This window comes from Photobacterium chitinilyticum (assembly GCF_004104355.1).
Lineage (GTDB): Bacteria > Pseudomonadota > Gammaproteobacteria > Enterobacterales > Vibrionaceae > Photobacterium > Photobacterium chitinilyticum.
In genome coordinates this window covers 604,086-629,262 of the sequence record NZ_RJLM01000001.1, presented here as the reverse complement: position 1 = coordinate 629,262, position 25,177 = coordinate 604,086, and the positions used below count along the sequence as shown (strand labels likewise).

The 25,177-nt window shown below is 45.3% G+C and carries 25 protein-coding genes and 3 tRNA genes; 3 read left to right on the top strand and 25 right to left on the bottom strand.

Going from position 1 to position 25,177, the window contains the following annotated elements; all coding sequences use genetic code 11:
- Nucleotides 1-35: 35 nt before the first annotated feature.
- Both EDI28_RS02695 and EDI28_RS02690 read right to left on the bottom strand, forming a co-directional pair.
- The gene (locus EDI28_RS02695; protein ID WP_128782288.1) at nucleotides 36-509 is read right to left on the bottom strand and encodes a DUF2947 domain-containing protein; all 474 of its coding nucleotides are present in this window, start codon (nucleotides 507-509) and stop codon (nucleotides 36-38) included.
- 183 nt (nucleotides 510-692) lie between these two features.
- The gene (locus EDI28_RS02690) at nucleotides 693-908 is read right to left on the bottom strand and encodes a hypothetical protein (RefSeq protein ID WP_128782287.1); all 216 of its coding nucleotides are present in this window, start codon (nucleotides 906-908) and stop codon (nucleotides 693-695) included.
- A gap of 437 nt (nucleotides 909-1,345) precedes the next feature.
- Between EDI28_RS02690 and EDI28_RS02685 the strand changes: the two genes are divergently transcribed.
- Complete coding sequence (locus EDI28_RS02685) at nucleotides 1,346-2,893, top strand: long-chain-fatty-acid--CoA ligase (RefSeq protein WP_128782286.1); 1,548 nt, start codon at nucleotides 1,346-1,348, stop codon at nucleotides 2,891-2,893.
- Nucleotides 2,894-2,977: 84 nt separating this feature from the next.
- Nucleotides 2,978-3,766 (top strand): DUF3108 domain-containing protein, encoded by a 789-nt coding sequence (locus EDI28_RS02680; protein ID WP_128782285.1) that lies wholly within the window; start codon nucleotides 2,978-2,980, stop codon nucleotides 3,764-3,766.
- A gap of 14 nt (nucleotides 3,767-3,780) precedes the next feature.
- Here the strand turns inward: EDI28_RS02680 and EDI28_RS02675 are convergent, their stop codons facing one another.
- From EDI28_RS02675 to nrfB, 19 genes are all read right to left on the bottom strand, one after another.
- Complete coding sequence (locus EDI28_RS02675; protein ID WP_128782284.1) at nucleotides 3,781-4,032, bottom strand: hypothetical protein; 252 nt, start codon at nucleotides 4,030-4,032, stop codon at nucleotides 3,781-3,783.
- 21 nt (nucleotides 4,033-4,053) lie between these two features.
- Nucleotides 4,054-4,614 carry a gamma-glutamylcyclotransferase family protein gene (locus EDI28_RS02670; RefSeq protein ID WP_128782283.1) on the bottom strand — a complete coding sequence of 187 codons (561 nt, stop codon included), beginning with the start codon at nucleotides 4,612-4,614 and terminating at the stop codon, nucleotides 4,054-4,056.
- A gap of 22 nt (nucleotides 4,615-4,636) precedes the next feature.
- Nucleotides 4,637-5,575, bottom strand: a complete 939-nt coding sequence (locus tag EDI28_RS02665; protein WP_128782282.1) for a 5-oxoprolinase subunit C family protein — start codon at nucleotides 5,573-5,575, stop codon at nucleotides 4,637-4,639.
- A complete protein-coding gene (gene pxpB, locus EDI28_RS02660; RefSeq protein WP_128782281.1) occupies nucleotides 5,557-6,264 on the bottom strand; it encodes a 5-oxoprolinase subunit PxpB in 708 nt (235 codons plus the stop codon). Before pxpB ends, EDI28_RS02665 begins: the two co-directional genes overlap by 19 nt.
- Nucleotides 6,261-7,001 carry a 5-oxoprolinase subunit PxpA gene (locus EDI28_RS02655; RefSeq protein ID WP_128782280.1) on the bottom strand — a complete coding sequence of 247 codons (741 nt, stop codon included), beginning with the start codon at nucleotides 6,999-7,001 and terminating at the stop codon, nucleotides 6,261-6,263. The genes pxpB and EDI28_RS02655 overlap by 4 nt, the downstream gene beginning before the upstream one ends.
- A 200-nt stretch (nucleotides 7,002-7,201) precedes the next feature.
- Nucleotides 7,202-7,288: transfer RNA gene (locus EDI28_RS02650), tRNA-Leu, on the bottom strand.
- A gap of 90 nt (nucleotides 7,289-7,378) precedes the next feature.
- Nucleotides 7,379-7,454: transfer RNA gene (locus EDI28_RS02645), tRNA-Gly, on the bottom strand.
- 14 nt (nucleotides 7,455-7,468) lie between these two features.
- Nucleotides 7,469-7,542, bottom strand: a tRNA-Cys gene (locus EDI28_RS02640).
- A 335-nt stretch (nucleotides 7,543-7,877) separates the two neighbouring features.
- Nucleotides 7,878-8,510 (bottom strand): bifunctional 4-hydroxy-2-oxoglutarate aldolase/2-dehydro-3-deoxy-phosphogluconate aldolase, encoded by a 633-nt coding sequence (locus tag EDI28_RS02635; protein WP_128782279.1) that lies wholly within the window; start codon nucleotides 8,508-8,510, stop codon nucleotides 7,878-7,880.
- A gap of 17 nt (nucleotides 8,511-8,527) precedes the next feature.
- Nucleotides 8,528-9,448, bottom strand: a complete 921-nt coding sequence (locus tag EDI28_RS02630; RefSeq protein ID WP_128782278.1) for a sugar kinase — start codon at nucleotides 9,446-9,448, stop codon at nucleotides 8,528-8,530.
- Nucleotides 9,449-9,608: 160 nt separating this feature from the next.
- A complete protein-coding gene (gene gloA2 / locus EDI28_RS02625; protein ID WP_128782961.1) occupies nucleotides 9,609-9,992 on the bottom strand; it encodes an SMU1112c/YaeR family gloxylase I-like metalloprotein in 384 nt (127 codons plus the stop codon).
- A gap of 199 nt (nucleotides 9,993-10,191) precedes the next feature.
- Nucleotides 10,192-12,294: an alkyl/aryl-sulfatase gene (locus EDI28_RS02620; RefSeq protein WP_199287359.1), complete on the bottom strand. Its 2,103-nt coding sequence runs from the start codon at nucleotides 12,292-12,294 to the stop codon at nucleotides 10,192-10,194.
- Between the two features lie 199 nt (nucleotides 12,295-12,493).
- Nucleotides 12,494-14,155, bottom strand: coding sequence for a response regulator (locus EDI28_RS02615; RefSeq protein ID WP_199287358.1), 1,662 nt, complete (start codon nucleotides 14,153-14,155; stop codon nucleotides 12,494-12,496).
- A 373-nt stretch (nucleotides 14,156-14,528) separates the two neighbouring features.
- Nucleotides 14,529-14,993, bottom strand: coding sequence for a heme lyase NrfEFG subunit NrfF (gene nrfF / locus EDI28_RS02610; protein WP_128782276.1), 465 nt, complete (start codon nucleotides 14,991-14,993; stop codon nucleotides 14,529-14,531).
- Nucleotides 14,986-15,543: a DsbE family thiol:disulfide interchange protein gene (locus EDI28_RS02605; protein WP_128782275.1), complete on the bottom strand. Its 558-nt coding sequence runs from the start codon at nucleotides 15,541-15,543 to the stop codon at nucleotides 14,986-14,988. The genes nrfF and EDI28_RS02605 overlap by 8 nt, the downstream gene beginning before the upstream one ends.
- Nucleotides 15,544-15,557: 14 nt before the next feature.
- Nucleotides 15,558-17,534: a heme lyase CcmF/NrfE family subunit gene (locus tag EDI28_RS02600; RefSeq protein ID WP_128782274.1), complete on the bottom strand. Its 1,977-nt coding sequence runs from the start codon at nucleotides 17,532-17,534 to the stop codon at nucleotides 15,558-15,560.
- 239 nt (nucleotides 17,535-17,773) lie between these two features.
- Nucleotides 17,774-18,733: a cytochrome c nitrite reductase subunit NrfD gene (nrfD, locus tag EDI28_RS02595; RefSeq protein WP_128782273.1), complete on the bottom strand. Its 960-nt coding sequence runs from the start codon at nucleotides 18,731-18,733 to the stop codon at nucleotides 17,774-17,776.
- Complete coding sequence (gene nrfC, locus EDI28_RS02590; protein WP_128782272.1) at nucleotides 18,730-19,419, bottom strand: cytochrome c nitrite reductase Fe-S protein; 690 nt, start codon at nucleotides 19,417-19,419, stop codon at nucleotides 18,730-18,732. The genes nrfD and nrfC overlap by 4 nt, the downstream gene beginning before the upstream one ends.
- A gap of 11 nt (nucleotides 19,420-19,430) precedes the next feature.
- Nucleotides 19,431-20,033: a cytochrome c nitrite reductase pentaheme subunit gene (nrfB, locus tag EDI28_RS02585; RefSeq protein ID WP_128782271.1), complete on the bottom strand. Its 603-nt coding sequence runs from the start codon at nucleotides 20,031-20,033 to the stop codon at nucleotides 19,431-19,433.
- 563 nt (nucleotides 20,034-20,596) lie between these two features.
- On the opposite strand from nrfB, the gene nrfA reads away from it, so the two are divergent.
- A complete protein-coding gene (gene nrfA, locus EDI28_RS02580) occupies nucleotides 20,597-22,027 on the top strand; it encodes an ammonia-forming nitrite reductase cytochrome c552 subunit (protein ID WP_128782270.1) in 1,431 nt (476 codons plus the stop codon).
- Between the two features lie 234 nt (nucleotides 22,028-22,261).
- Here the strand turns inward: nrfA and EDI28_RS02575 are convergent, their stop codons facing one another.
- The 4 genes from EDI28_RS02575 to amrS all read right to left on the bottom strand — a co-directional run bounded on the left by EDI28_RS02575 (nucleotide 22,262) and on the right by amrS (nucleotide 25,122).
- Entirely contained in the window at nucleotides 22,262-22,924 is a 663-nt protein-coding gene (locus tag EDI28_RS02575; protein WP_233353254.1) for a TPR domain-containing protein, read from the bottom strand.
- Nucleotides 22,925-23,075: 151 nt separating this feature from the next.
- Complete coding sequence (locus EDI28_RS02570) at nucleotides 23,076-23,513, bottom strand: OsmC family protein (protein ID WP_128782269.1); 438 nt, start codon at nucleotides 23,511-23,513, stop codon at nucleotides 23,076-23,078.
- 119 nt (nucleotides 23,514-23,632) lie between these two features.
- Nucleotides 23,633-23,941: a glutaredoxin domain-containing protein gene (locus EDI28_RS02565; protein ID WP_128782268.1), complete on the bottom strand. Its 309-nt coding sequence runs from the start codon at nucleotides 23,939-23,941 to the stop codon at nucleotides 23,633-23,635.
- Nucleotides 23,942-24,045: 104 nt separating this feature from the next.
- Nucleotides 24,046-25,122: an AmmeMemoRadiSam system radical SAM enzyme gene (gene amrS, locus EDI28_RS02560; protein WP_128782267.1), complete on the bottom strand. Its 1,077-nt coding sequence runs from the start codon at nucleotides 25,120-25,122 to the stop codon at nucleotides 24,046-24,048.
- Nucleotides 25,123-25,177: the final 55 nt, after the last annotated feature.

Below are 25,177 nucleotides of genomic sequence, written 5' to 3'. Positions count from 1 at the left end.
AAACGGTGCAAGGAGTGACGCTTACCAATTTACTTCTAACTACGCTCTGCGCACTTAAACGTACCGTTGGAGTGAAACCAAAGCGCCTGTGACTTTTTACGCCCAAGTAAAATAGGGCCATCATCAAAAAACAAAAAGTTCTTCCAGTTTCGCTTAAAGACTCCCCACTTGGTCTCTATCACATTGTACTTTTCGTAGCAGAAATAAACCGTGGTGTTATCTTCCCAGTTAATAAAGTCAGCTAACTCGGGTGGAAGGTCAATGTCGTCGCTATCCCAAGCTTGCTGCCAATCAATCGATTCAGACCATCTTTGTTGCTCATGTGCCCAGTCCCCTTTCTCAAAATGATCGGCATCCGGGCTTTGGCTACTGATTTGTTCACGCCAGATCTGTGATGAGCGTGCTTGAGTAAAAGGTTTAATTTGCTCTAAATCGGTTGCCTCGACAGGCATTGATGCGTGGGTAAAAATCCACTTGCGGGAATAGCTATCTAACTCTACGTAGTTCATTCGTCGACCTAACAAAACATTGACGAGGCAATGTACCTTAGTCGATCACTTTGTTCCAGTATTCAAGCGTATTTCGACCTAAATTTGATATCGTAATAATCAGAAAAAGATTAACCAGAAATACGTCAGGAGCCGAAAACTATGCAAAGCATCATCATGCCACCGGCTCCTGTTACATACTAATTATTTGGCATCCCAAAAGTTGCTCACCCAGCCTCCAACCTGTGCGTCATAATGACAGCCGCTAAAGTGTTTTTCTGCTAACGGTGATGCTTGACTTCGTTCATCCAATAACTGAGAGATATGACAGGCCATCGGATCCCCCTGCTCCACCAGGCGCTTTCTAGTGGCCACTTCTTTGATGACCTGTAAACGATATGCCGAATTCATTTTTTTCATCACTCCAACCTCTCTCAGTTAAACCCAACTAAAAATAGGAGTGAGTCCGTAAATCGTCAACTTTCCGACATCAAACAGTCACAATTCACCATTATACAGCCCAATAAAAAATCAAATCAATTCAACAGCTTAATCTAAAGCATTCACTTCACACCAACACATGGAAAGTAACAGTCGTAATAAGTCTTTAATAATTAGTGAATTACCTTGGAAAAAAACTTTCATCTTTTTATTGAACACAATATGGCCAAGACAATAATCACAGGAGATTTGAAGCATAAACTCAACATTGAAACGCTATATATCCAAGCTAACTTAAGGTGCAAGACTCAGAATGAGACCAGTGGGAACAACTTAGTGTAATATGCTAGTTGCTATTCAATAACATCGAACCGTTTACGCCAGCCATAGCTGCGCCGATATAAGAACAATTAATTATGTATAACCTTGCTACCAACTTAGAACGCAATGCCACATTCCTGGGCAATAACACAGCACTGATCTTTCAGGATAAGACCATCAGCTATCGGCAACTCAACGCGATGGTAAACCAAGCAGCCAACCAGTTGGTTAAGCTAGGCATCATGCCTGATGAAAAAGTGGCTATTTCATGCCCTAACACCCCAGCTTTTGTCATTGGTTACTATGCCATTCAAAAAATAGGAGCAATAGCCGTTCCGTTGAACGTCATGCTTAAAGGACCGGAGGTCGCTTACCACTTGGCTGATTCAGATGCCGTCGCACTTATTAGCTTCCAGGGCAACAACGCACTGCCTTGCGGAGAGTATTGCTATGAAGGCTTCAACCAGACTGACAGCTGCCGACACTACATTCTGATCGAGTCAGAAGGCGAGAATGCATCTATTCCTCATGACGCCCATCGCTTCAACCAGTGGTTGCTGTCACCGGAAACTACATTTAATGCTGTCTACCGAGCCGCTGAAGATACCTGTGTCATCCTATACACCTCCGGGACAACAGGCCGAGCAAAGGGTGCTGAGCTTAGCCAAAGCAATATGCTATGCAACGCTCAGGCCTGTCAGGCACTGACTAACCAGAAAGGTACCGATGTGAGTATCGCTATCTTGCCTCTGTTCCATACATTTGGGCAGTCACTGATCATGAACACCTCGATTCTGACCGCCAGTGCTCTGGTTCTTATCCCCCGCTTTGTCCCTAAAACCGTCATGCAGCAAATGCATCAACATAAAGTCACCCACCTGGCAGGTGTGCCGACAATGTTCATCGGTTTGTTGGCCTTTGCTGAGAAACATGGCGGCGACTATATCAAGGACATTGCTGCTACCTTGAAGGTAGCTATTTCCGGCGGCGCTTCAATGCCGGTCGAGATATTGAAGCAATTCGAGACCAAGCTGAATGTTCCTGTAATCGAAGGCTATGGTCTATCCGAATCATCGCCGGTTGCAGCTTTCAACCACCTTGAATACGAACGCAAACCCGGTAGTATCGGACAGCCGCTTCCGGGCGTTACCATGAAAGTAGTTGATAGCAAAGGTAACGAGGTACCTCTCGGCAAGGAAGGTGAATTGCTGATCCGTGGCCATAACGTCATGAAAGGCTATTACAAGAAGCCGGAAGAAACCGCTAAAACCATTGTTGATGGATGGCTACATACCGGCGACATCGTGCGTATGGATGAAGGTGGTTATGTCTATGTGGTCGATCGCCTAAAAGAAGTCATCATTCGCGGGGGGTACAATATCTACCCACGTGATATCGAAGAAACTTTCATGACCCATTCTGACGTTCACCTCGTGGCTGTTATTGGTATACCACACAAAACCTATGGCGAAGAAGTAAAAGCCTTTATCGTACCCAAAGAAGGGGCCACTACTAGCAGCAAGGCATTCATAACCTGGGGACGCGAGCGTTTGGCAGATTTCAAGTACCCCCGTCAGGTCGAAATTGTTGAATCACTGCCAATGACTGCGACGGGTAAAATCTTGAAACGTTTACTGCAATAGAGAGAGACCAGACGACAACGTCTCCGCTTTGCGTAATCCTGTACTCACTGCTAACGTTTTAGAAGTAATGGAGTAAGGCAACCTATGTCTGGCGGAGGTCTGGTGAAAAAACAGTCGGTATTGATTATTTTATGGCTAGGCACCGTACTATGTTCACCATCACTTTTTGCGGCCCCCTCGCAAACTTTCCGTCAATGCACTAAAGAACTCACCTACGACTTATTTTTGAGCGGTCATAGAATTGGCCACTTAACTCGAATGCTCAAGTGGCAAGGCAATAGAGTCAATGTCCATTCATACAGTAAAGTGAATATTCTTGTAACCAAAAGTAAATTTAAACAAACCAGTACCGTTTACTGGTCTGAGGAACAGGGGGAATTTTTGACCCAATCCTTTTCTCGACATATCTCCGGGCTAATGTCAGGAAGCACATCCGCAACATTTAGTGCCGATGGTCTTAAGTCTTCGGTTCGCAAGGATGGTAAAACACGTAGCTTTAGCAGCAGAGACATTCCAATACGGGACGGCGATGCTATCGGCAGTCAGATCCGGCTTAATTTGATCAAGGGTAAAAAGGCATTTAATTTCAAATTGCAGGATAGCGATGATGTCGACCACTACTATTTTGAAGTAAAACGGAAAGAAAAAATAGATACAAGGTTTGGCCGTTTGACTGCTTTCCGCGTCGAACAAGTACGGAAAAGTGATCGTAAACTGGTGATGTGGTTTGCTCCTGATATTGACTACCAACTGGTAAAAGCCACCTACAAACGCAAGCTTCTTGACCTAAAAGCAACAATCATACGCAACAACATTCAATGTCCTAAAGCAATAACACTGCAAACGGCCGACAATAACAGTAAAACGCCCTAACTTCAGGCCGGAAATTACTTCATCGTTACCTTTCCACCAATAATTTTAAACGCAGGCGCGCCTCGAACCAGAGTGTCTCGGGCAAATATGCCCTGACAACTCGGGCAGATACAAGGCTGTTCGGTATAATCTTTGCTAATCCGCTCTTTAAAGCACTTAACCAGAGCGCCTTTGCCCCCTTTGCGGTATTTAAACAGTTGGCTTTTACAAACTGCACAAAATACATCAACAGTTTTTGTCGGCCCTTTTTTATTTGGTTTTGCCATAACTTCAACTTGCTACTGCTATTAGGTGGGGTGACGAACATCCGCAATCAACTGATCAATCAGCATCAAGTGCTCATCAAGCACGCCAGCCAGATTGCCATACTTAGGTTGCTGACGATCATTTTCAAACGGATGATGCCACCCCTTAGTCGTTTCAACAAATGTTTTGGCAAACTGGTCAGAAATAGATAAACAACCAGCCAAAACCGTATCTACATATGTCTGCATAATCGGCTGAACTTCACAAGGAGGCTCAGACTTAGCCCTTACATAAGCCCAAATAGGTTCGCGTAAACCCGTATTATTGCTAACAGCGATATCCACTGGATCCAATTCAATACGGCGATAGCCCTTCTCTCGTCGATCAAATTCCGCCAAAGAGCCATCTTCAACCTTGACGAGTACTCCGTTGCAATGGCCTTCACCAACAGTGGCAACCAGTGGTGAAATCCTATAGCTTCCGTTGACCTTGCCCCAATGACGTTGCAAGCCATTGACGACTGCAGGAACTGCCTCACCCGTCCGGCTGGTCAAAAGACGAGAATGGCGGTTAATTAAACTACCGTAACCAAATATATACATACACACTCCCTTGGAAACTCACCTAAATGGGCAATCCAAAAAATAAAGAAAAATCCAGCCATTCTTGCTGCAACTCTTCCAGATTTCCAGCCACAAAACACACTTCTTTGCCGGGCATCGCCTGAGCTAATCTGGGCATATCGATACGGGCTATACAACCGAGTTTAGGGTAACCGCCCAATGTCTGACGATCATTGAACAATATGATAGGCTGCCCATTTGGCGGAATTTGAATCGCTCCATAAGCAATAGCTTCAGATATAATGCCGCCAATTTCCCCGCCAACGGCTGGCCCTTGCAAACGGCAGCCCATCCTGTCCGTCTGCTGAGTTACCTTATAGGCACCCTGATAAAACTGCCGCTTCGATTCGGATGAAAAATGATCACACTGATACGATTCAATTACCCGCAATTGTATCGGCGCAGCATAATCCGGAATGAACCGGACAGACGCCTGCCGTGGCTCAAAATCTCGCCCCGATTCAGATAAGCTCTCAACTTCAAGCATATCCATCTTTTGCAAAGCCCTTCCAGACTCAATGCCTCCCATATCATTTCGCATCACGGTAGAGACACTGCCAAACACCTTTGATGCTTTAAACCCGCCTTTTACCGCCAGGTAAGCACGTAAGCCCGATCGTGGAGAAGCGAATTTTATCACCTGCCCATCTTTCATCAGAAAACTCTGCCAGAGCGCAATTGGCTCGCCACCTAACGTTGCCCCCATATCTGCCCCGGTCAGTGCACAGATCAAGTCACCATGTGCCTTAAAGCATGCCTGCCCGAGTGTTATTTCAAGCTGAGGACAGTCCATCCCGTTGCCAACAAGATAGTTGGCCCAACAATAGGCATGCAAGTCTACGGCGCCACCTTGGCTTAACCCCTGATCGCCGACACCCAATCGCCCGACATCCTGGAGCAACGTAAGCATACCCGGGTGAATTATTTCCAATGAGGACAAATGCACCCTCCTAACTGTATAAATTGTTCTCTACCAATTGGCTCGAATTTCACTTTGTCGCCAACTTCAAACGGTGTCACCGGCTCTTGCTGCGGAGAATAGAGCAACTGCGGACAGTTACCAATGATCTGCCAGCCACCCGGAGAATCAGCCGGATAGACAGCTGTCTGTTCATTGGCTATCCCGACACTTCCGGCGGGAACCTTTTGACGCGGCTCTGGATGCCGAGGAGTAGCGACTAAAGGATCAACAGAAGCCAAAAAAGCAAAGCCGGGAGCAAAGCCAATTGCACATACGGTATAGATTTGCTGGCTATGGATCTCAATTACTTGCGCGGTAGTTAATCCATGTAACTCGGCAACTGTATAGAGATCCGGCCCAACCTCATGATGGTAATAGACAGGCAAAGAAATTAACTTGCCAGTCCAATTTCCATCTTCGGCCAATGGCCGCGATAACTGTGGTGCATAGTGGGTAATTACATCGTAAAGCGTACTGTATGTGATTAAACGGGGGTGGTACTGAACAAATAATGAGGTATAGGACGGGATCACCTCGATTAAATACTGAGGAAAAGTGTCCTTTAAGTAACTGGCCAACAGTCCTATACGCCGCGCAAGTTGCGTATCAATATGCTCCCCCAAATAGACGATCAAGCTAGTTTCTGACACTGGCTCAATTCGCATCATGGATTCAGTACCTTATGCAGGGCTGCAATGGTGACAATTGACTCGTCATTATCGCCATGGACACAAACAGTATCAGCATGCAATAAAAGCGTCTTTCCCGACACTGTCGTCACTCTGCCCTCTGCCAGCTCTATGACCTGTTGCTTAATCATGGTCGCATCATGGTAAACGGCACCGGATTCGGTGCGCGGCACCAGTGTACCGACATCATCGTAAGCACGATCAGCAAATGCCTCTTGCAACAACTCGACATCATAACGTTTGGCAATATTCAAATACTCACTGTTGTCGGCTCTGGCCAAGACCATCAGTTTAAGCTTTACGTGACGAGCTTGGTTAAGGCCAGCAACAGCTTCAACAATCGCTTCAAAGATAGCTGCATTAGCCATCATATCGTTATAAAGTGCACCATGAGGCTTGATGTAGGCAACATGAATATTTTGAATCTGGCAGAGCGCATCCAATGCGCCAACCTGATAAGCCACCAGCCTAGTAATTGAGGTCAGGGAATGAGGAATACTGCGACGACCAAAGCCAACCTTGTCCTCATACCCGGGGTGAGCACCAATTTCAACATGATGTGAAATTGCCCACGAAACAGTTTGTGCCATTACATCCGGATCGGAAGCGTGAAAGCCACAGGCAATATTGGCCTGATCAATCCAGGGCATTACCGCATGATCATTGCCCATTTGCCAGGCACCAAAGCTCTCTCCCATGTCACAGTTCAATTTCATCGCGTATCCTTGCCTATGAAAAAGTTACAGTAATCTGATTAATTTAACCTTATACATAAAATAACCAGTGATCAATCTGGCTGACTTTGTATTATCAAGGTGAGTACCAAACTGCCCAGCTGATAATGGAGATAGAAATACGCGGATGAGGATTGAGACAACGAAAAAAGGCTTACCTTTCGGTAAGCCTTTTAATGAGATGGTGCCCCGGGCCGGACTTGAACCGGCACAACGCGAACGTCGAGGGATTTTAAATCCCTTGTGTCTACCAATTCCACCACCAGGGCACGCAATTCTGGATTGCGATGCTTCTAACGAGTTAGTTAGACACCATCTTAGATACTGATTTTTAATAGGAAAATCAACATCTCAAAATTTGGAGCGACACACGAGGTTCGAACTCGTGACCTCAACCTTGGCAAGGTTGCGCTCTACCAGCTGAGCTAGTGTCGCATATAAGGAAATGATGGAGGCGCGTCCCGGAGTCGAACCGAGGTACACGGATTTGCAATCCGCTGCATAGCCACTCTGCCAACGCGCCATCAGACCTTACAACCGCGTATCAGGTCTCCCTGCTGCGGTATGGGGTGCATTCTACGGATTGAATCCGTTGAGTCAACACTAAAATACAAGAATTCAACCTGCTTGCTCGAATTATACACAATCGCTTTGTTTTTATATGGTTACCGCTTAATTATTGTTCTGCATTCTATTCCAAACTTTAACTGTCACTGAATAGTTAATGTCTATATCTAACCAAAAAGCAATTTATTAGTTCAAGCAATACACTTTAAGTGGGTATTTTATCTTGTCAGCATTCAGGTTGTGATAACTAACGATACCCAAGCTTTAACTGGCCTTATGCCAAATAGTCGACTAGCTATTGACCAACTCAACCGCTTCCCGCACCAGTCGGCCAATTTCATCCCAATCTTCGGACTCGATCAGCTTAGGCGCGACCATCCAGGTTCCGCCACAACAGTGAACACGGTCAATCGCCAAGTAATCACTCACATTCGCTTTTCCGATCCCGCCTGTTGGCATAAACGCAACATCAACATACGGCGCAAGCAATGACTTTATCATATTGATCCCACCCGACGCTTCGGCAGGAAAAAATTTCAGAAACGTCAGACCGAGCTCTAATGCTTGCTCAACCTGGCTAGGATTATTAACGCCTGGCACCATCGCGATACCTCGTTCCTGACAATAGCGAACGGTATTGGGATTAAGGCCTGGCGAAACAACAAACTCCGCGCCTGCTGCTTTGGCTCGGTCTACCTGATCGGCATTAAGAACTGTCCCCGCACCAATACACATAGCCGGGTAAGCATCCCGCATCAAGCGAATAGCTTGTTCAGCCGCCTCTGTTCTGAATGTAACCTCGGCAACAGGCAGACCATTTTCCACCAGCGTTTTAGCCAGTGGCACAGCCTGCTCAACGTTATTTATTTGAATCACCGGAATGACTTTGAATTCTTTTAGCTGTTCGATCAGTTGTTGAGACATTAATTAGTATTCCTTAATTACATTAACTCTTTCATCGCATCTGGCGGGATAATTACTCCTGGGTATTGAATGACAATCGATGCCAGATTATGTCCCAGTTCCGCAGCTACGGCCTCAGAGTCACCACTCAATCTACCTGCCAAATACCCTGCCGCAAATGAATCCCCTGCCGCGCAAGTATCCACCACATTTTCAATGTTATTCGCTGCAACATAAACGGTCTCAGGATAGCCACTCTGCAGCCCTGAGACGATTTTGCAGGGTTCACTTCCCCGCTTCAGCACAATTTCCCGACACCCAAAGTTCTGGCACCGCTCAACAATATCAGCCTTTCCCCAAACCAGATAATCATCTTCTTCTGTGAACAAAGCTATATCGGCAAATGGCAAAACCTGAGAATACCAATACTGGGCCTGTTTCGAGGTCCATAATTGAGCTCGAAAATTGTTATCAAACAATACCATACCACCATTGGCCTTGTGCTTCTCTAACAAAGTAATCAGTACCGCTTTCGCTTCTTCCGCCAGTATGGCAAGGCTAACACCACTGATATACAGCGCATCAAAGTGGTGTTTATCAATAGCTTGCTCAAGCGGTGACCACAAATCGGAAAAATAGAATTTTGCTGCGCTATCATTACGCCAATAATGGAAATGGCGCTCGCCGCTTGGCTCTGTCTCAACAAGATAAATCCCCGGCAGCTTGCTCTTCAGCTTTCTGACCATATGGGTGTCGATTCCTTCTGCCTGCCAAGCTCCAAGCATATCCTGGCTGATATTATCGGTCCCTAACGCTGTTGCATAGCTGACAGCAAGTCCTCGCGAAGCCCCCAATCGTGACAGATAAAGCGCCGTATTGAGTGTATCGCCACCGAACGTCCGCTGCAGTGGCTGGCCACTCAGCTCGATCATGCATTCACCAAAAAAAGCTATTTTCACGCAGCCATCCTCGTTCTGTCAGGGCTTTATGTAAAGCCTAATGGATGATGCAAACCTTACTGCATCACAAAGGTCTGCATTTGGACAACTTTTAGAGAATTATTTCATGGCTGTAGGATTAGCATTGTTCTGCAAGGCTTTATGTACACCAATGCTTGTCTCAACCTTCATACAGCTCTAGCGGTAACCCATCAGGATCGTTAAAGAAGGTATATTTTTTTCCGGTGTATTCATCAACCCGGATTGGTTCTACCTCAACATGGCAGCTTTCCAGGTAGTCGGCAAAGGAATCGACAGAATCTACAATGAAAGCTAAATGCCTAAGTCCTCTGGCCTCAGGAAAGCTTGGCCTCGACGGTGGCGATGGAAATGAAAATAGCTCAACCTGGCTGCCATCCGGTAGCAGCAAGTCCAACTTGTAGGAATCACGAGCCGCTCGGTAATTTTCAGCAATCACCGACAGGCCAAGAATATCGACGTAAAAATGCTTTGACGCGGAATAATCAGCACAAATAATCGCTGCATGATGTAACCCTTTTAGCATTGGTGACGCTTCCGATTGACGGAAATGATATTGTTGCCGCATGCACCCTCCTTGCGCCAAAATGAAAGCCTAATTACCTCTTCCTTGCCATTCTACACCCAGGCCCCCCCAAGGTGCTTAGGTATAAATCAAAAGGAGCCCAATAGGCTCCTTTTTTCCATAAACACGGATGTAAGTCCAAAAACGTCAAGAAACGTCCCTAGCCTCCATCAGTGTGTCCTAACTCCGGCTGAGCAAAAGAATTCACACTCGGTTGCGCCGATTCACTCTTTTTTGTTCCCGGCATCATTTCAAAATCAGGGGTGAAATTTGCCAACATTGATTTCAGTTGATCTAGTGGCTTTCTATCTCCCTCTAGTTTCGCCTTGCCCTTCTCTATTTGCTCATCAAGAGTTACAGCGCCCATCATCACAGGCTCGAGATCCGAGCGGTTTATCGTAATCGTTAAATCAGGCTCGTTAGCAATAAAACCACTGATATTGGTTAGGGTCGCATTACTCAATTCAACGGCATATTTCTCATCATTATCCGGTGTGATCAAGTTAATGACGAAATTAATGCCATCTGCTTTCTCACTTTCCAGGCGAATAGCAAGAAAGTCTAACCACAGGCTCGTTGACATTGCTCTTATCACATCCGGTCCGGAGGTTTTAGGTGATGCCCCACTAGGAATCCCTTGCCTCAACTCATAGGCAGCCGCTAAAAAGCTGTTACGCACACTTGGACTTTCCTGTTGGTAGCCAATCTGTTCAAATACATCAGCCAGCAAGTCTTTACCTTTTTGATTTTCTGGCTCACCATAAACCAGCTTGTTCAAGATCTCCGATGCAAGCAGGTATTCTCCCTTGTCATACAACTCTTTACCCTTATTGATAATATTGCCCGCCCCACCCATCATCTCAACATATAACGGCCCTGAGTCTCGTGGCGAAAGCGGAATCAATGTTGCTGGATTTCCATCCCAGTACCCCAAATACCTGTTCACAACTGCACGGCTATTATGCTGCTCCGAACCATGGTAACTATGTGCAGACCACTGCTGCTGCAGGCTCTTGGGTGGTTTGTACTCATTATGGATCTCGTTAATAGTGACGCCTTGGTTGGCAAGGTGCAGTACTTCATTATTAAGGTTGGCGTAAATATCGCGCTGAGAGCGCATGACTTCCTGAATACGTTCATTCCCCCAGCGAGGCCAACTGTGAGAGGCAAACATCACTTCGGCTTCTTGGCCGAACATATATAGTGCCTTGTTGATTTGTTTCGACCATTCCAGCGCATCACGGATCAGGGCTCCCCGAAGGGTATAGATATTGTGCACTGTCCCGGTAATATTTTCTGCTGCCCAGAATGTTTTAAAATCAGGGAAATAGGTATTCATCTCAGCGGGCGCTTCTGTTCCCGGGGTATTTTGGAAAATCATTTTAACCCCATCGACAGTCATTTCTTCGATATCGTCTTTAATCAGAACCGTTGGCGGAAGCAACCCAGTCGTCCCCGCTGCGGTATTCTTACCAATCGATTGATCAACATGACCAAACGGGCTACGAGGAAGCAATACACCGTACTGGAAAAACAGGCGACGGTTCATTGCATTGCCCGCATACACATTCTCAGACACAGCATGGAGCATGAAACCATCCGGCGCGATGATCTGTACTTTTCCTGCCGCCACCTCCTCTTCACTAACCACACCCCGTGCTCCGCCAAAGTGGTCGGCATGCGAATGAGAGTAAACGACAGCAACAACAGGTCGCTGACCGAGTTTCTCGTTGACTAGTTTTAATGCCGCCGCCGCTGTTTCTTTTGCTGTCAGCGGATCAAAGATAATCCAGCCGGTATCGCCTTTAATAAAGCTGATATTAGCTAAGTCAAAACCTCGTACCTGATAAATCTTGTCCGGGACAACTTCATATAGCCCATAGGCCATATTCAGTACCGCTTGGCGCTGTAGTGAAGGATGGATACTGTCAAATACCTTATCCTGTAGCAACCATTCGTAACTTGCCATATCCCAGGCGATATTGCCGGCTTCTGCTTTAATCTGCTTATAATCAGGTGCCGCGATAAATCCTTTCTTAGCCTCATCAAAGTCACGGGTATCAGAGAAAGGAAGTGTCTCTTGATGCTGCTGTTGCGTTTTAATTGTAAATTCTGACGGCAGTTTACCCTTTGGATCAAAGTGTTTACCTTCTGCTGCACCCGGATCAGCCAGTACACCACCGCCACCAGCAGCCACCGCATTGCTCCCCGCGCTGAATAAAATCATAAATACAACAGCGGGAAGTATTTTATTCTTACTCATCAGTTCACCTTTATTGTACAAAGCCTGCACTCATTGCTACTTAATGGTTAGAAGCAATTCACATAGAGTGTAGATTCAAAATAAAAAGGTAAAAGGACAAAATCTGAGAGAATTGAATTCAAACGTCGTTGGCGGATATAGCTTCTGCTTTTAGGCACCTAACCAAGATTCCTTGCCAAGGTGCCTGTAGCAAATGTTGTCAGGCTGCTGGCTGCCTGGTTAAATTTCCAATCCGTTGTAAGGCAAGTTTGTAAAGTTCACAGGCTTTCTTTGCCTCACTTTCGCTTGGCCGAGTATCATTCTGATATACCCAGTTACACGATGAAATTACACCTCTTACCTCTTTCATGTTCATAAATGAAGGAGTCGATAAAGCGGTCAGTTCGAGAATTAAATAACATAACTTGTAATGAAACGGTACCATCTGGAAAGCCCTATAGGCATCTTCAATCGCACTGGTTGCCTGGTTGTTATTACGCTTTTCAAAGGCTTGCTCGACTAGCTTACCCCCCTCAGTCAAGCGGAGGTTAATTTCAGAGTGGCAGGCTTCGAGTAATTTTATCTGACTCTGGATCAGAACAGCGTCATCGGCTTTACCACATAATTGCCTTGCAACCTGCATCGACTGCTCATACTTATCGGGCATCCCGCAGAAACCATATAAACGGGCAATATTCAATACTGTGTAATAATCATCGATCGGCTTTTCCTGAATATTGATCTTGCTGACAATAGTGAAACAATCTTCAATTTCACCATGCAGACAAGCTAATATAGCCACTCCCACCAAGGCGCCCATTTCACTTTCATAGCGCTCTTTGTCTGTTTCACCGCTAACCTTGTGCTCATAGATACTATGTCTTGCCTCTTTGACCAGCTCAATACTCTCGGTATTATCATCCGTATAAATACTGGCAAGCATGAGGGAAACAGATACATTCAAATTGATGCCATAACTATACCTGCACGTTCCAATAACCTTGCTGGTATAGCGTTGGTAACCAATTGCTGCCTTTTCATGCTGCTGCAAAGAAGCATATAAATTGGCGATGATAAGCTCTCGTAATGGGTTGGCCGAATTGACCTTGTGAAGTAAGTTAAACTGTTCCAACGCTTCCGGCACACGATCCGACGCCATTAAACAACCCGCCAAGTGCTTTCTTGCCAAAGGCTGTTTCGGATATTTATCCAAAATCTCCTGAAAAACTGCTTGGGCTTCTTTTAGCTCACCAAGCTCTTTGAGTGCCTGGCCAAAACCGACTCTCGGCCACAAGTGATCCGTATTCTTACAGGCTTCCTCATAGAAGTGTTTAGCTTCCAAGTGCCGCTCAGAACGAAGTAAACAATCCCCGTTAATTCTATCTATATACCCTGAGTACATTGGGAAATTCTTTTTATATCGCTGACAAAGACCAATCGCTGTCTGGTACTCTTTATTATCGATCGCTAATAACAAGGGATATAATGCAGATTTTCTTTCAAGAACCTTCTCAATTCGCTCAACAAAAACTGCCGCACAAAATGGTTTAATCAAATAATCATCAGGCTCTAATTCTATAAAATGAGAAACAACTTGCTCAGAATTATCACCCGTCACACAAATAAAAACGCCATCGCTAGGTAAAAGTTTTCGTTGTTTAACTTCATCAAAAATAAGCCCACCATCAATATGATGCCGCATATTATAATCGGAAATGACAATATCATAGTTATGACTCGCCAATAAGCGTATTGCCTTCATGCTGTCAGTCGTACTATCAATATTATCATTGGTAATGCCGCAGGTGTTTAGCATGGATCTTATCAATGATATTGCCGTACTAGAGTCATCTATCAATAAAAATCTTTTACCTGTTATCACATTACAGCCCTCCATAGCCTAATAATAACTGTAATTCTGCCTCTTTAACGATAGGGGTTCTTAGTCTTGTACCTCAATCATAGTAAAGGCTTACTGATATGAAAACTGTTGAATTGCTTTTGAGGGCTTGCATATGTGTCATTAAAGACACACTTTCTTAAAAAGAATAGACTTAACGTAATAAGCAAGACAGATAGCATACTTTAATACGCCTATATTCTTAAAAGATATTTAATATTCCAATTTAATTCATTTAAAAAACACACAAACTCAAACTGACCAACTCTCATCAGATATAAAAAGATGAGCGTTCGCTCACCTTTTATTAAACCAATCTAAACTTGGATCACAACTTTATAAATATAATTAATAGCTATATCTGCTTACGGATAGAAAAGTAAGCTATAAAACCAAATAATATAAACAGCAGTATCGGACCCCACCAGAGTAAATAAGTACTTGGTTCTAGTTTGGGCTTATACAAAACAAAATCACCAAAGCGACTTGTCATATACTCAACAATTTCTTGATCTGATTTCCCCTCATTGACCATCTGGTAAACTTTAAGCCGGAGATCCTTGGCAACTGGTGAATTAGACTCAATAAGATTTTGATTCTGGCATTGCGGACATCGCAAGCTCTTCGAAAGCGCAATTGCCCTCTTCTGATCGGCAGCAAAACGAAACTGAAATGTCTCGACCGACTCTATAAGATCAGTATCAGCAGCAACAAATACCTGAGTATTCTGAGCATGGACGGGTACAATACCTCCCCACCAAGAGATGAAAAGGGCTAAAACCAATAACCTCCAGTTTCGAGCCACAATAGAGTTAACCATCACTGCTCTCCCGTAAGCTACCAGAAACTGAAAGCTGCTTGAGAATAGGAGCGAACTCCCGCTCCCAAATTTGGCGAGTCAGCGCCCCGACATAGCGATGGCGGATCACGCCGTGCTGATCGATCAGGTAGCTTTCTGGTGTACCATATACCCCTAAATCAATCGCCAGGCTTCCTTTCGGATCAAATATCACCGCTTGGTACGGATTGCCCGACTGTTGCAGTTCTTTCAGTGCAGCCAGGCGATCATCTCTATAGTTAAGACCGATAACTCTTACTTTATCCTGCTGCGCCAAATCCATCAAAAGCGGATGTTCAGACTTACAAACACCACACCAGGAAGCCCAAACATTCAGTAACTGAATTTCGCCGGTTAACGAGGTCTCTGTCATTGTAAGCTGTTCATTTTCGAGCGATGCAAGACTAAATTCAGGTATAGACTGTCCCTGCAGCGGTGATATTACCGCTGTACTTTCAGCTCGCATTGCCAAAACAATGATACTTCCGGCGAGCAAAACAAAAACTAAAGGAAGAAAACGGGTTATTTTCATTATTATCTCAGTCGTTATTTCCACATCACAATAGTGGCTGGCACTAATGCCTCTTTCTCGCTCAATTGCGTCGCTTTTAGCTTGAATCTTGCAAAAACCGCGAGTGCACCACCCAACATCATCATTATGCTACCGATCCATAGCCAACGGACATAGGGCTTGTACTGGATCCTAACTGCATAATCAGTTCGATTCAGCTTCTCCGCCAAGGTAATGTAAATATCACCTTTCCAATACCATTTGATCCCCGGCTCGCTCATGTTCATGGTACGAACGGTATAATGGCGCCGCTGCGGCAGAATCATTGCTTCAAACTTTCCATCTTTGCTGACTTCGATATTCGCCTGTTCGGCCGTATAGTTAGGGCCAATAATCAATTCGGTTTCACGGTAGGAAAACTGATAACCGCTCAGGTTAAGTGCGTCGCCCGGTCCCATCTTGTTACTCGTTTCAACCGAATAATGGCTTACCAAGGCAGCTCCGATAATCGTTACCGCTACCCCGCAGTGAGCAATCACCATTGCTAATGATCTCAGTGAAGCTAGCCCTAATTTCCGATCTCGTGAGGCTGTTCGCCTAAAATAAAATGCCTGTATTGCCGTTAGCGATATCCAGATCGCTGTAATAAAAGACAAGCAAACAATTAAATTAATACCACGTTCGAACCAAACAGAAAATGCCACCCCCAACACAATAGAGACCGACATCGGAGCCAGAGCCCGAGTGATCAGGTCGTCCGTAGAAACACGGTGCCAACGGATCAATACACCAAAGCCCATAAAGATAAAGAACAAGAAGCTAAGAGGCACAAACAGCGTATTAAAATATGGCGCACCGACAGAAATATTGCCCAAGTCCAGCGCCTGGAAAACCATTGGATAAAATGTCCCGAGCAAAATCGTGAGCGTAGCGACGGCAAGCAAGCTGTTGCCAGCTAAAAAAGTAGCTTCTTTTGACAAAAAACCAAATTTGACCGGACGGGTGAATCGGTCTGCATTCAACGCAAACAGTACTAACGAAACAATAAGCAACACGCCGAGTATGGCTAGGAGACTTACGCCACGAGTCGGATCAACGGCAAAGGCATGAACCGACGTCAGCACCCCGGAGCGAACGATAAAGGTGCCGAGCAGGCTTAGCGAAAAAGTAAAAATAGCCAGTAACAGCGTCCAGCTTGTCAGCGCTTTACGGTGCTCTGTGATAATTAACGAGTGCATCAAAGCCGTTCCCGTCAGCCAAGGCATCAAGGATGCATTTTCGACAGGATCCCAGAACCACCAGCCTCCCCAGCCAAGTTCATAGTAGGCCCACCATGATCCCAAAGCGATCCCCCCCGTCAGTAAAACCCAGGAAGCCCCTGTCCATGGCCGGCTCCACCGTGCCCATAGAATCGTTGTATCCTTAGTCGTTAACGCTGCGATAGCGAAAGCAAAGCTCACGGCAAAGCCGACATACCCAAGATATAACATAGGAGGATGAAATATTAAGCCAACATCCTGCAGCATTGGATTCAAGTCTCGCCCTTCCAAGGGAGCTGGCAGCATACGCAAAAACGGATTTGAGACCATAAGCAAAAACAAACTGAACACAGCTGTCAAAATTGCCAGTGTCACCAATACCCTGGCAATAAACTGTTCATCTCGCTTCCGATAACAGTAGGCCACGGCAGCAGCCCACCCAGAGAGAGAAAACAACCAGAATAAAAATGAACCTTCATGTCCTCCCCAAACAGCGGCAATTTTAAAGAACAACGGCAACTGGGTATTAGAGTGATGAGCAATATAAGCCACCGAGAAATCATCAGTGGCAAAGCTGTAGGCCAGTAACGCGATAGCTATTGCGATAAAAAGAAAGGCGCCATAACTTAACGGCCATGCATAGCGGGTAAGGTATGAATCCTTTTTGATCAAACCAACAACTGGAACGATTCCTCCCAGCAATGCAAATGCGAATCCCAAGATTAATGCATAATGTCCAACTTCAGGGATCATTGAATTTCCTTAAACTTTGTCCTGCCACCATCTTCCTGTAACCCGAGAATTACAGCTTTGCCCTCGATCAATGAAGCATAACTATTTATCATATCTTTTATGCTACGAGAACCCATCAGATAGTTAACAATCACTTCATATTCAGTCAGTGGAATAAACATATAAAACTTATACAACAGCTTAAAACAAATCGTCACAGCAAATGCTGTGACGATTTAGATCAAATTAACTCACGGTTATTACAGTGTGGTCATTTGTCCCGCATACAAAATGAACGTACGCAGCATCAATACACCGACCAGGCTCAGCGTGGTAACAAGCATTATGAAGGCCTTGTTATGTCTGACTCCTGCTGGGCTCACTGCATTGAGGCCAAGTGGAACAAGCATTCCCGCTCCAATCACCCCGTACCAGAACCATGTCGCCCAGAATCCGCCGCCAATCGCTGCCGCTGCTGCCGCCTGACTCTGCCCACCGCCGAAGTAAAGGCCGGTGAAGAAAGCAAACAACACGAACAACTCAAACATCACTACCGGACGCTCAAACTTATGGATCCAGCCTACGCAGGCACTGTGCACTGACTCTTTGAAAACCAGAACACCAAATAGCAGACAAGCTGCCGCACCGGAAGACAAGCTGGAGAACAGGAACAATATAGGTAGAATTGGGTTGTTCAACAATGGGAACGTCTGAAGCGCCGATAACAAGAAACCGGTATAGGCCGCAAGCAGCAACGCCAGGAAGCCAAGGAACAGCTCCAAGCTATTTTCAAAACGCTCAATCAGACCAATGACCTTGCCGACAATCGGGAGACGACCGTCTAGCAACTTCATAAGATCATATTTGAAAATCACTGCAATCCAGGCAAACAACACAACCATATAGATCTGGAATAGCAGGACCCCCATCGACATCACCGAAGACGTATTATAGAAAATCATGATCTTCCAGAACGACAACGGTTTGGTCAGGTGGAATATTAGAATTGTTAAGCCAGCAATAATCCCGAACGGAGCCAGGATTGCCGTGGCCTTAATGATTCCGTTGGTACTTGGATGGCCTTGGATCACTTTACGTTTCAGATAGATAGCAATCATCACCGCACCGGCAGACATTCCCGCCAAGAACAGGTAAACTGCAATAATCCAATCCCAAACTAGTGAATCAAAATAAAAGGCATCGGCAAATGTAGTACTCATCCTTTTATCTCCCCTTTCCCATGTGGCACTTTATACAGTTTCGGCTGCGTTCCCAGCCCCACCTTCTCGCGATACACTGGCTTTTGCTTAATTAACTGAGACACCTTGCTATTTGGATCATTCAAGTCACCAAATGTCAGTGCCTTAGTTGGACATGACTCCACACAAGCTGGCTCTTTGCCTTCTTTCAAGTTTGTCTTACGACAAAAATCACACTTGTCCGCCGCCTTGGTTTCCGGGTTAAAGAAGCGAACCTGGTAAGGACAAGCCGCCAAACAGTAACCACAACCTACGCACTTGAAGGCATCGACATCGACGATACCAGTTTCAGGGTCTTTATATGCCGCCCCAGTTGGGCACACATGTGTACAAGGTGCATTATCACAGTGCTGACAAGAGATACGAGTAAACTGATAGTCAACATTCGGATATTCACCCTGCGGTTCGCTTCTAACAATCTGTAGTCGAGAAACGCCTTCAGGCACCTTATTCACTTCACGACAAGCTTCGGTACAAGCCGTACAACCGATACACAATGTTTCGTCATGTACCATGCCGTAGCGCTTTGGCCCGTCTTCCATTGTCGCAGCAAGCGTCTGGCGACCTAGCAAGTTGCTGCCACTGACACCTGTAGTAAAGATAACCGCACCGGCACCGGCTAAAAAATTTCGTCTTGAACACGTCATACCATCATCTCCTACTTCTCTTTTTTCTGGTCTGAGTGACAGTCGACGCACATCTTGATCTTCGACTTTCTTTCAATACCCTTCATCGGATCCTTTTCCGGATGAATGGTGTGGCATGACGCACATGAAAGATCAAGCGCATGAACATCATGTGTCCAATTTACTTCGCGTAAATCTTTCGGTTCGTGGCAGTTCACACAGGTTTCATTCTGCTTCGCTATCCATACTGGATCAGCCGCTGGCTTCTCTGTTCCTGCAACCGTTTGTGCTGCCGCAAACTTAGTTACCTGTGGCGCACCATCACGGTGATCTTTGCCTACTTTGCTGTGACAATCAGTACATGTTAAGTCACGATTAGTCTGAGCATGGATAACATCACCATGCGCCCCTTTGAGTGTGTCTTTTTCATCTTTATGGCATTGCGTACATGCGTAATCGCGATCCCGGATAAATTCGACAACATGTTGACCTGACTCTTGGCTAATAACCGAAGGGTTCGCTGTTGTGGCTCCCTCCGCCTTTGAGTCTGCGGCAACATTCATTGAGAAACCAAAAATACAAATGGCTACAAAAAATGTAATCACCGTATTCATGGCTACTTTATAATTGCCCATTTTTCACCTTTTTATCTTCCCTAATTACCAACCTCATCCGAAGTTAGCAATTGGCGCTTATATTTATTTTGCACAGAATAGAGCTGCAATTAATTGTTTCCGTAAAAAACCAGAAACGATATTTAATTGCATTTGAAATCAATTCTTATTTACCGTTAATATTAGCCACAACGCTTAACACGTATATTTAATAATGTTTTTAAATATTAAAAATTGCGTCAGGTAGAAAATACCTCTTAAGTAGCATCGTAAATGCGATTTTTATGATTGAGATCAATATTAAAAACACCAATAAGTAATTGATTTAATAGGATTAATAAACAAAATTCCAGCCATATATATCAACAAGATGTAAATACCCCTTTAGGGCTATTTAATGTATAACTCTAGCCAAGCTGCATTTTTCACATATTCCTTTTGATCCAAAACAACAAAGACAGCGGTTGCATTAATAGAATTTCATTTTTTGTTATTATTTATTAGAACTCCAATTTTTAGTTACTGATTTAGCTGCACTCACAACGCTTAGCTTGTTAATAATTAGAATACTGGAGTGACAAATCGTGAGAATTAAATGGACGCGAAATACTGCCGCAGTAGCAGCTTTGTTGTCTGCACTATGTTTATCTACCAATGCGAACGCAGCGACAGAAGACAGTGGCAAAACGAGAATTGAACCTCGCAACAGTCAGTTTGCGCAATCTCATATCGAGCAGTACAAAACTTGGGAAGCAACGAAAGAAAGCGAAGAAATTGATGATGCTCTAGCGGGTGATCCCAATATGGTGATCATGTGGGCTGGTTATGGCTTTTCAAAAGACTATAACAAAGCGCGTGGCCACTTCTATGCTATTACCGACGTTCGCCAGACGCTACGTACAGGTGGTCCCAAAGATGCCAAGTCAGGTCCGATGCCAATGGCATGCTGGAGCTGTAAGAGCCCGGATGTTGCCCGTGTTATCGACGAACGTGGTGAAGACGGCTACTTTGAAGGCAAATGGGCACGTCTAGGCGCTGAAATCAATAATCCAATTGGTTGTTCTGATTGCCACAACACAGCTAGCGAAGACTTTGCTCAGGGCAAACCCGCTCTGACTTTGACTCGTCCTTATGTTGATCGCGCAATGGAAACTATTGGCATGAAGTTCGAGGATCAGTCCCGCTTCGATCAACAAGCTCAGGTATGTGGTCAGTGCCACGTTGAATATTACTTCACCGGTCCGAAAAAGAGCGTTAAGTTCCCATGGGACAAAGGTACGACTGTAGATGAAATGGAAGTCTACTACGATGAGATCGAGTTTAAAGACTGGACGCACAAAGTATCAAAAGCCCCGATGCTGAAAGCTCAGCACCCTGGTTACGAGACCTGGCGTGAGGGTATCCATGGCAAGAACAACGTAACATGTATCGACTGCCATATGCCTAAAGTCCAAAACGAAGACGGCAAAGTATTCACCGACCATAAAATCGGTAACCCATTTGACCGCTTTGAAGATACGTGTGCGCAGTGCCACACCCAAGACAAAGAAACACTAAAAAGCGTTGTCGACAGTCGTAAGGCAAGTGTTCAGGAAATGAAGCTACGTGCCGAGAAACAAATTGTCGCGGCCCACTTCGAAGCGAAAGCGGCCTGGGATGCCGGTGCAACCGAAGAAGAAATGAAGCCTATCTTGATGGATATCCGTCATGCACAGTGGCGTTGGGACTATGCGATTGCCTCCCATGGTGTTCATATGCACGCACCGGAAGTCGCACTACGCGTTCTGGGTACCGCACTTGATAAAGCTACTGATGCTCGTACCAAAGTCGTTCGTTTGCTAGCAACGAAAGGTATCATGGAAGAAATTCAAATCCCTGATATCTCAACCAAAGAAAAAGCACAGCAGGCTCTAGGTATGGACATGGACAAGATGAATGCTGATAAGGCTGAATTCCTGAAAACTGTCGCACCAGAGTGGAATAAGCAAGCCGAAGTACGCGAAGCGTCTTACTAAGACCTATCGAATATAAATTAGTTAAGCCAACTAATAGCCCTCTCCTTCCCATGGAGGGGGCTTTTTGCATTTCACCCGTCATACCCACCCTAACCCTATTATTGAAAAGTGAAGGGGATTAAAAGCCTGAAAGACCATCGGTGTTTACCAACAGGCTTCAATGTAACAAAGAGTGCTCCTCCCCATTTTCAAGGGGGAGGCTGGGAGGGGGTTTATATGTAGGGGAAAAAAGACTTACAGCAACTTCTTGGCGCGGTTAATCGCCGTGATCAGCTCCACGCGGTTAAGATCAGGGTGTTCACTATCAAGTGCCTGCTGCCAGGTATCAATCGCCTTTTGGTAACGGGCGTTAAGGAAATAATCAGAAGCCAATAACATCAACGTCGGAAGGTTATTTTCATCGAGTGCCAGAGCCTGATCCAATAACTGGTCCACCTCTGTACTCAAACGCTGGCCATCTCGATAGTAGATCGCCGTCGCCTGCGCCGAAAAGATATTTGCCTGCGGCTCATCAGCCAAGCGGGCTGAATAGCTGAAAGAAAGCGCGGCATTTGCGTATTCACTAGCATACATATAGGCATTGCCCAACGCATACCACAGCTCACCATTTTGCTTATCATCACGCAGTTTATTTTGGATTTCTTCAATACGTTTTTGATTAAATTCAGTACCTGTTAATCCTGCTAGATCGCTGTTTTCAGCCTCATTGCTGACACCACCCGCAGGTTGGTATGTTGGCTGCCCAAGAAAAGCATATACGCCAACTGATAAAGCAAGCAGAACAATACTGAGCAATATCGGTGTCCTTGCACTTTCTCTATCACTGCTGGCATGGCCTCGCCAGATTATGAGCAACCCTACCACTAGCAGCACAGTAAAACCTATTCCGAATTCCAATTTTTGTCCCTACCCATAACCATAAACAGGCCTTCATTTTACCTGTTCCAGATTAAACACGTCAGTCTGTCAGCCTGATATCCGCCTCAGCCTTAACCTAGATCAATTCTTGATTTTTATAACAATAAGCAACTGATTTTATTAATTATCCCTACTTATTGATAATGACATCACATGCAAGGGTGTTGGCAATAAAACAGTTGGCATGGGCTTTTTGATGCATTTTGTCTAGCGCCTCGTCACTCACAACCAAACCATCAACAAAAACGATTTTGGGATTGAGTACAATCCGAGACACCTGGGTACGATTTTCGGTGTTCTTGCCCAGCTCAGCTGTCGCTGTATCGTGATAGCTGGCAACTGGCAGGCGCTTCAAATGGGCAATCGCGAGAAACGTCAGCATGTGGCACGACGATAAAGCCGCAATCAGGCTTTCCTCAGGGTTCACTAGGTTAGCATTCCCCTTGTATTCGGGAGCCGAAGATCCTTGAACCTGCTGGCCACTACCAAAACTAATAGTATGGTCACGGCTAAAATCCTGATCTGTTTTTTCCGACTGCTGCCAATCAACTTGTACTGTAAAACTCATCTCACTCTCCTTGTTTGTATACGCAAGTTACCTAGTTTATATCCAAGCCTACAGATAGTAAAAAAGCTCCATCAGGAGCCTCTTTATACCAATCTGGAGCCTTTGCTTTAAGTAAAAGCTTAAAGCTCGAAATCACCAAATGCTTCGCTGTCTACTTGACGCTCGAGGAACGCAACCAAGTCATCATGACCACCGATATATTGGCCATCAAGAATAATTTGCGGCACAGTACGAACAGTCTGGCCCGTCTTCTGCTCAATAAATTCAACCATCGTCGTTTTTTCCAGGTCAGGACCCAGTACTAAAGTAGTGTATTCCGTACCGCGATCATCAAGAATTGCTTTTGCTTTTACACAAAATGGGCAACGAGGCTGAGTGATAACGATGTTCTGGTAGCCCGCAAGCTGTTCAATGGTCATGTCAGACATAAAATTCCATTAGGTTAATCAGGGTTCTGTTTCCCGCTAAGATAATAGAAAGCTGGTCTGCATTACAAGCCTCTTAGATTGATTAAGTTACCAGAGTTAACCATTCAGGCAATTCGAACAGGAATCCGCTGCCTGCCAAAAGCTTTGGGCGGGGCAAACCGTCCTGAGAGCTGGTAGCCACAGTACATGCACTCTCCGGTATTAGTAAGTGCACAGTCACCTAATTTATACCAGTTTCGGGAAAGCACTTTTTTCTTGCAGCCTGGACAATAGGTACTATCACCGACCTCGTCATAAATGTTGCCGACATAGGCATAGTTTAACCCGTTTTTAAGTGCAATTTCTCTCGCCCGCTGAACAGTCTCCGGCGGTGTACTTGGTTTATCCAGCATTTTAAAATCAGGATGAAAGGCACTGAAGTGGATAGGAATATCCGGGCCCAGGTTGTCATACACCCAGCAAGTCAGCTTCTCTAGCTCAGCCGTGCTGTCATTTTCATCGGGGATTAATAACGTCGTAATTTCAAACCAAACATCCGTCTCATGATACAAATACAACAAGGTATCAAGTACTGGAGCCAAGTGCCCGCTGCAGATTTTATGGTAAAAGCGCTCGGTAAATCCCTTCAAATCAATATTGGCGGCATCCATGTGGCGGTAAAACTCGACTCGGGGTTCATCACAAATGTAACCCGCACTGACCGCGACACTATGTATCCCCAGCTCATGGCATGCCTGCGCAGCATCCACGGCATACTCCATGAATATCACCGGATCATTATAGGTAAAGGCAATGCTATCACAGCCATACCGCTTTGCCGCCTGTGCAATTTGCTCCGGCATTGCCATCTCGCCCAGCGTATCTATCTCACGAGATTTACTGATACTCCAGTTCTGGCAAAACTTACAGCTCAGGTTACAACCTGCGGTCCCGAACGATAACACCGAGCTACCCGGATAAAAGTGGTTGAGTGGTTTTTTTTCAATAGGATCAATGCAGAAACCACTAGAACGACCATAGCTGGTAAGAACTATCTCACCATCGAGAGCCTGTCTGATAAAGCAGGCACCTCGCTTGCCATCCCGAAGTCGACAATGTCGAGGACACAGATCGCAGATAACCCTACCATCGTCCAGTCGATGCCAATACTTGGTTTTAAATACACTCGGAGGCTGTAACATCTAAATCACTCGACATGTAAATTTGTTCCTATACTAAATATAGTATTGTCAGAAA